Source organism: Levilactobacillus enshiensis, assembly GCF_007115095.1.
GTDB classification, from domain to species: Bacteria; Bacillota; Bacilli; order Lactobacillales; family Lactobacillaceae; genus Levilactobacillus; species Levilactobacillus enshiensis.
In genome coordinates this window covers 8,913-14,811 of the sequence record NZ_SULH01000020.1, presented here as the reverse complement: position 1 = coordinate 14,811, position 5,899 = coordinate 8,913, and the positions used below count along the sequence as shown (strand labels likewise).

The window sequence follows — 5,899 nt, the reverse complement described above, 5'->3', positions numbered from 1 at the left end:
TAAAGGACTCCAGGACACCTTGGAAGCATCATTTATTTGAGTTAGTTACATATTATATGTACGAAGGCATTTCATTTACACAAGATTCTTGACGCTACCTGGAGAAATAACATGTATAAAAACATCAAATAAATCGTCAGCGGATTGGGCGCTTTTATAATTGCCCAATGGCTCTATCATACTCTGTCACAATATCCAAACATCAATATTTGGCTGGCTAGACTGCTTCCTATTCTTATCATTTTTATTGTGTTCTTTTCTCTGCAATGGATAATCAACACATTTGAAAAGTAACCTTATAAATTTTAGTTATTATATTGGGCTGAAACCCTTGCTACAAGCGGACTAGCAAAAATGCAAGCTCGACAAAAACATAACTAAATAATCTATTGCTCTTATGATGATATTTTACCAAACGAGAAAAACTAGTCCGGAATATCAGCATAAGAGCAAGTGTGTTAATCAGTCCGTATTAGATAGTTTTCCGTCGACAATTTTGTAGACATTATCAGAAAACTCTCGCAGACGATCATCGTGCGTGACGATGACGACTGCTTTTTCCTCGTCATGCGCAATATTAGCAAAAAGTTGGCCAACTTCTTTGACACGTGCCGTATCTAATGCTGCCGTAGGTTCATCGGCTAGGATGATCGCCGGGTCTGTATACAACGCACGGGCAATTGCAACGCGCTGTTGTTGACCGCCAGACAATTCGCCAGGGTATTTGTTTAATAATTTTTGAATGCCTAGCGTTTCAATAATTTTGTCAAATCCATCTTGACTGAGGTTATTGTTAGGCTTCACCTGGTCAACAAGTTTGAATTGGTCTGCTACGGTTAAATATGGCACGAGATTGTACGCCTGTAAGACGAAACCGATTTGTTCAAGTCGTGTTTTTTCGGCTTCTTTGGTACTCAAATCACTGATGTCGTGACCATTCAAACGAACTGAGCCGTCTGTTGGTGTCTGTAACCCGCCTAAAATGGTTAGCAAGGTACTTTTACCAGATCCTGAAGGACCAATGATAAGCGACACCTCACCAGCTTTAAACGCTAAACTGACGTCTTCTAGTGCCGTAACTAAATTAGTTTTCTGACCAAATTGTTTCGTCACGTGTTCAAGGGCTAGTTTTTCTTCACGCATCTTTTTAACCTCCAATTACTGATACCGGATCAATCTTACTAATCACACGAATCGGAATGATTGCACCCAGTAACCCGGTTACCATCAATCCGGCCGCAATGAGTCCCATCAATCCCCAATCAAATGCCATTGGTACGCTATCTGGAATCCCAAATTCAGTTAATGCCGATAGTACAGCACCAACGACGATACCAGTTGCCATAATAAAGAACGTCTCAAATAACGTATTTTGGGCCAAGAAACGATTTGGAATGCCTTGTGCACGCAAAACTGCCAAGTTAGGCAATTTTTGAACCGTTAGAATGTAGAGGAAGATGGTAATCACAATCAATGAAATGACAATCAGGAAGCCAATCATGAGACCAAACGTCGCTTTTTGCGGTGTATAACCTGGCAATTTATTGATAAAGGCTTGGTATGAATAAGTCTTTAATGCTTTATCATCGACCGATTGTGACGTTTTTGAAGTAACTACGCTACCTTGGAATTGATCTGACACGCCCTTAATGACACGCCATTGCGCTAACGCGCCATAAATAACAGGTGCGGTGTTATACGTGGCATTTTTCGCATAACCCACGATTTTATATTTCGTATCAGATAACCCAATCGAAATTTTATCCCCCATACCGTAAATATCCTTATCAACTGAGTCAGCGAGGACGACTTCGTTAGCTGCCTTTGGCAAGTGCCCCTTGGTTAATTGTAGGTTTTTAGCGATGTACTCGTCGTTATTCATCCCAACGAATTGTGCGGATTCACGTTTTCCGCCAATTTTCATATTAACTGGTGTAATGCCAAGTGTTGCGGTTTTGTCGTCGCTTAACTGATCCACCTGTTTCGTTGTCAGTAATGACTGTCCGGCATTGCCATTAGCGTCTTTGGTCATTACAAAGGACTTAGACTGCCAGCTGTCCACCGCAGCGGTGTTAGCTGTTGCCAGCCCGAGCGCCAGGGCACTTAAAATGAAAATCAAATAACTGATTAAGACGACGACTGTTAGAATCAAGCCGTACCGTAGTTTTTCTTTTTTAATCTCTCTAATTGCTAAAAACATTTGTTCCTCCTGTATTTGTTGCAGTTCAGCAAACTTACTATACACAAGTATACATGCTCTTATGATGAGATTCCGGACTAGTTTTGCTAGTTTGGTAAAATATCATCATAGGAGCATTTTTATTTATGGTTACACGTTATGAAGAGGACTTAAAAAAGTCCATTGTGGAGATGGTTAAAGCGGGACGACGATCCGATGAATTATCCAAGGAATACGGTCCTTCAGCCGATTCAATTCGGAATTGGGTTAAAGGCGCTAAATCAGTTGAGCTAGAAGACGGTACTGAAGTAACGTCCAAAGAATTCAAACAACTTCAAAGGGAAAATCAGCGATTAAAGGAGGAACTTGAAATTTTAAAAGCTGCGGCGGTGTTACTGGGAAAGCATTAGGACGAATTAATTGCCTTGTCTTCATAGAAGATCAGTTATTGCGACACCGCTTATCAATTATTCTTTCGGCACTGAAATTACCGCGCAGCACCTATTACCATTGGAAAAGATATCAACCTAGTCAACACGAACGTGTTGATAATCAGCTCAAAGAAAAAATTGAATTGATTTGGGAAAATAATTATCGTGCCTATGGTTATCCACGAATAACGATGGTGCTTCGCAAGTCAGGCATCTGTGTTGGGTCAAAACGAATTTTACGATTAATGAGGGAAATGGAGATTCACTCTTTAATGAATCGGCGATTTAAAAAACCTGGCACTCATGTGGATCATTCACAACGCCCCAATTTAATCAAGCACCAGCCCAATGCAAGGATATGGCGTGCTGACATTACTTATTTGGAATTACGTCCAGGAACCTGGGTTTATCTCAGTTCTATTTACGAACCAAAGGTTCATCAAGTTCTTGCTTTCAAGATTGGTCGTCAGATGGAGGCGACGTTAGTTGTAGAAACGATTAATCAGGCGCTTGAATGTCATCAAAAGCCACAATATTTTCACTCTGACATGGGTTCACAGTACACCAGCAACGAAGTTGAAACTTTACTTGAACGGCATCAGATTAGCCACTCATACTCAAAACAAGGTTATCCTTATGATAATGGGCCAATTGAAGCTTTTCACTCATTGTTGAAGAGAGAGTTTGCCTTTCAAACAACTTTTTCCAATTTTGAGGACTTGGTAATCCGAACCTCAAATTACATCAGTTGGTTTAATTCCGACAGAATTAGAACGAGTGTTTAGAAAAAGATGTGCCATTTATTGACATAGGAGCAATATTCATACCGGCGCCAATCATTGCACCCAACATATCACGCCGAGAAATAGATGCTTGGGCAAAGATTGCTTGCAAGCGTTTAGACAATTTATCACTAGGACTAGCGTTAGCTAGCATTTCATCAATTGCTTGGTAAAAGGTAGATGATGCAGTATATGTTGCTATATTCACTAGTGACAAAACTAGAGTTGACCAAATCCTTCAATTGATTGGCAACGACAATGTTGAATGTACTGATTATCTTGAAGATAACTTTTTTGCTTGGATGTTTTGGAAATATGATCGAAACAACAGGCAAATTAATTCTGATATTGGATTGCCAGCAATGAATGCGTTCTCGGGAACAATTCAACGAGATGATTTGCAAGATATGATAATTGGTCGCTCACCTAATATTACTGATTTATCAGTCTTAAAGATGCATATCGCCCGACAGTTTCCATTGAGAAGTGTCGGAATGGAGTTAACTGAGCGTGGTAACAAGGTATATTTTAAAGTTGATGTTCATAATCAAATTGTTGTTGATACGAGAAAATCTAAAATGGTTAGCGATGGGATAACTGATACCGTTTTGGTGGAATTAAAAGAATATCCACTAATAGTGTATATCTATAGTTACATTATTCCACTGCTCAATGGCCTGTATGAAAGTGAAGAGCCAGATTTCACAGAACAATTAAATTCCTATAGTAAAGACTTAGCAAAGGAGATTATTCTTGATTTAATTGGAGCAACGGGTATTGATATACAAGAATTTGATAAATTAGCTATGAAGCTTTAGTTGTACTAATTGCAAATGGGACTACGGAAACTTTTAATAGATTTATCGAAAAGTTCAGCTAATCACTGTTTTTTTTGCATATGGTCAGGAGGTGGCGATATCATGATTAATTCATAGTAAATACGGGTATGAGTTTCCGGAGTGGGCACAGGCGGGTGCTCGGCTCGATAAGATGGTGTAAGGATAATAGACGTCGTGCTAAATAGCGTGGCGTTTTTATTTTGCCCAAAATTTGGAGGTGGCCGGCATGGGCCAGATGGTAAATAGCAGATTTGGCCTTGTCAGTCGCACAGAGACACGTTGCTTGGGTGACTTAGAACATCAGCTTAAAGATGGACGGTGGTAACGTAAAAAGCCGCAGCGACCACATAAGCCGCGTATTACAGTGTGGAGAAAAAACAGGGTAACAAGCGTGAAAAAATAAAAGAAGACCAGATTTTGGTCTTCTTAAAAATGATAATTTATTTATCGTCTTTATCTAACTTTTCCTTTACGTTATCAACCGTATCTTTAACAGCATCTTTGGAATCTGACAGTTTATCTTTAGCCTTACCTAGAATACCTTGACCCTTACCTTCAGCTTCGCGGGCCTTGTCGTTCGTAACCTTGCCTTCAACTTCTTTAGCTTTTCCACTTACCTTATCTTTGGTGCTATCAATTTTGTCATCTAGACTCATAATATAACCTCCCATAATGTATTTGTTACAACAGTATTATTCCACATTTTAATTTGCTTGTCTAATAAGGAGATCCTACAAGAGATAGTGTGAATGACACTTATAAGGTAGATTGCAAATTTAATCCGAATTTTTGGACAAATTTGTCAGCATAACCTGATACGGTGTTTGCCAATCGAGTATTTTAAGCGGTCGCTGGTTAATTTGGAGTAACGTCGTCGTTAAATCTTGAGCACTAATGTGCTCAAAACGAGTCCCCTTAGGATAAAAATAACGTAAATTCCGATTAAAGCGTTCATTACTACCACGTTCAGCTGGCGTATAAGCATGGCAGTAATAGGTCTTAATACCATATTGTGATTCAAGTGATACTAGCCCACTAAACTCAGTGCCACGGTCCACAGTAAAGCTGTGCACCGGACCATTAAAAGTGGTTAGGAACTTAGTTAGTGCTTCATTAACAGTTGCTGTCGTCCGATCTTTTAACCGGTATGCCCAAAGGAACCGTGATTTGCGATCGATTAAAGTTAATAAAACTGCCTTACTATGCCCACGAGGACCAACGACTGTATCTAGTTCAAAATCGCCGATGCGATTACGTTGATTAATCATCATGGGACGCTGTTCAATTGATCGCCCCAAAGATTGATTATATTTGGATCGTTGGTCAACGTTACGCCGTTGGCGTACGCCATGTTCAGGTAGATCATTCAAGGAGAAACCAATTCTCCCCTGATTTAGCCAATTATAAATAGATTTAGTAGCTAGTTTAAATTCGTGAGCAATCATTCCTGGTGACCAGCTTAGATGTAAATGGTTGAGAATTGTTTGCTTTAACTCATCGCTCAGCTTAGTTTTCCGACCACATCGTGATCGCTTGTATTCGGCATCTGTTTGTGCTAATTCAGCCTGATAAGGTTGACATCGAGATAATTCATAAGAAATTGTTGACGGTGATCGGTTCAGCCGAACGCCCATTTGGCTATTGGACAGCCCTAGTTCACAAAAGGTG

6 protein-coding genes are annotated in these 5,899 nt (G+C 39.8%); 2 read left to right on the top strand and 4 right to left on the bottom strand.

Annotation, left to right across the window (positions count from 1 at the left end; translation table 11 throughout):
- Nucleotides 1-462 precede the first annotated feature (462 nt).
- Nucleotides 463-1,143: an ABC transporter ATP-binding protein gene (locus FAY32_RS13995; RefSeq protein ID WP_046811108.1), complete on the bottom strand. Its 681-nt coding sequence runs from the start codon at nucleotides 1,141-1,143 to the stop codon at nucleotides 463-465.
- A 4-nt stretch (nucleotides 1,144-1,147) separates the two neighbouring features.
- A complete protein-coding gene (locus tag FAY32_RS13990; RefSeq protein WP_046811107.1) occupies nucleotides 1,148-2,200 on the bottom strand; it encodes an ABC transporter permease in 1,053 nt (350 codons plus the stop codon).
- Nucleotides 2,201-2,325: 125 nt separating this feature from the next.
- Between FAY32_RS13990 and FAY32_RS13985 the strand changes: the two genes are divergently transcribed.
- Nucleotides 2,326-3,395, top strand: a protein-coding gene (locus tag FAY32_RS13985; protein ID WP_112278733.1) for an IS3 family transposase whose coding sequence is annotated in 2 segments (ribosomal slippage) — nucleotides 2,326-2,554 and nucleotides 2,554-3,395 — 1,071 coding nt in all. Because the reading frame shifts where the segments join, the coding sequence is not laid out codon by codon here.
- 239 nt (nucleotides 3,396-3,634) lie between these two features.
- The gene (locus tag FAY32_RS13975) at nucleotides 3,635-4,210 is read left to right on the top strand and encodes a hypothetical protein (protein ID WP_035457754.1); all 576 of its coding nucleotides are present in this window, start codon (nucleotides 3,635-3,637) and stop codon (nucleotides 4,208-4,210) included.
- Nucleotides 4,211-4,671: 461 nt separating this feature from the next.
- Here the strand turns inward: FAY32_RS13975 and FAY32_RS13970 are convergent, their stop codons facing one another.
- Nucleotides 4,672-4,887, bottom strand: a complete 216-nt coding sequence (locus FAY32_RS13970) for a CsbD family protein (protein ID WP_125702122.1) — start codon at nucleotides 4,885-4,887, stop codon at nucleotides 4,672-4,674.
- Between the two features lie 120 nt (nucleotides 4,888-5,007).
- Nucleotides 5,008-5,899: IS30-like element ISLpl1 family transposase (locus FAY32_RS13965; RefSeq protein ID WP_143464083.1), on the bottom strand; the 892-nt coding region annotated here is incomplete at its 5' end.

Coding starts and splice junctions, on each gene's coding strand:
- FAY32_RS13995 (WP_046811108.1), bottom strand. CDS start 1,143: ATGCGTGAAGAAAAACTAGCCCTTGAACACGTGACGAAACAATTTGGT.
- FAY32_RS13990 (WP_046811107.1), bottom strand. CDS start 2,200: ATGTTTTTAGCAATTAGAGAGATTAAAAAAGAAAAACTACGGTACGGC.
- FAY32_RS13970 (WP_125702122.1), bottom strand. CDS start 4,887: ATGAGTCTAGATGACAAAATTGATAGCACCAAAGATAAGGTAAGTGGA.